The 252-nt window shown below is 50.4% G+C and carries 1 rRNA gene; it reads right to left on the bottom strand.

What is annotated here, in order from left to right:
- Nucleotides 1-25: 25 nt before the first annotated feature.
- Nucleotides 26-141: ribosomal RNA gene (gene rrf, locus QSV36_RS12305) — 5S ribosomal RNA — on the bottom strand.
- Between the last annotated feature and the right edge of the window lie 111 nt (nucleotides 142-252).

The raw sequence follows: 252 nt of genomic DNA, 5'->3' as shown, positions 1-252 counted from the left end.
GCAGATAGGGGTTTTGCGAAATGAATCTTGACGATGACCTACTCTCACATGGGGAAGCCCCACACTACCATCGGCGATGCATCGTTTCACTGCTGAGTTCGGGATGGGATCAGGTGGTTCCAATGCTCTATGGTCGTCAAGAAATTCTGTTGCCAGAACGTCTTGGTAGACACTCCAGCCAATCCGGATATGTGATGTTCGTGGTTCGTTGCGAACTTTCGGTTCGTATCATCTTCACCACCGCAATCTGCG

Origin of the sequence: Pseudomonas sp. BCRC 81390 (assembly GCF_030341915.1) — a bacterium.
Lineage (GTDB): Bacteria > Pseudomonadota > Gammaproteobacteria > Pseudomonadales > Pseudomonadaceae > Aquipseudomonas.
This window is presented reverse-complemented; position numbering and strand designations above follow the sequence as displayed.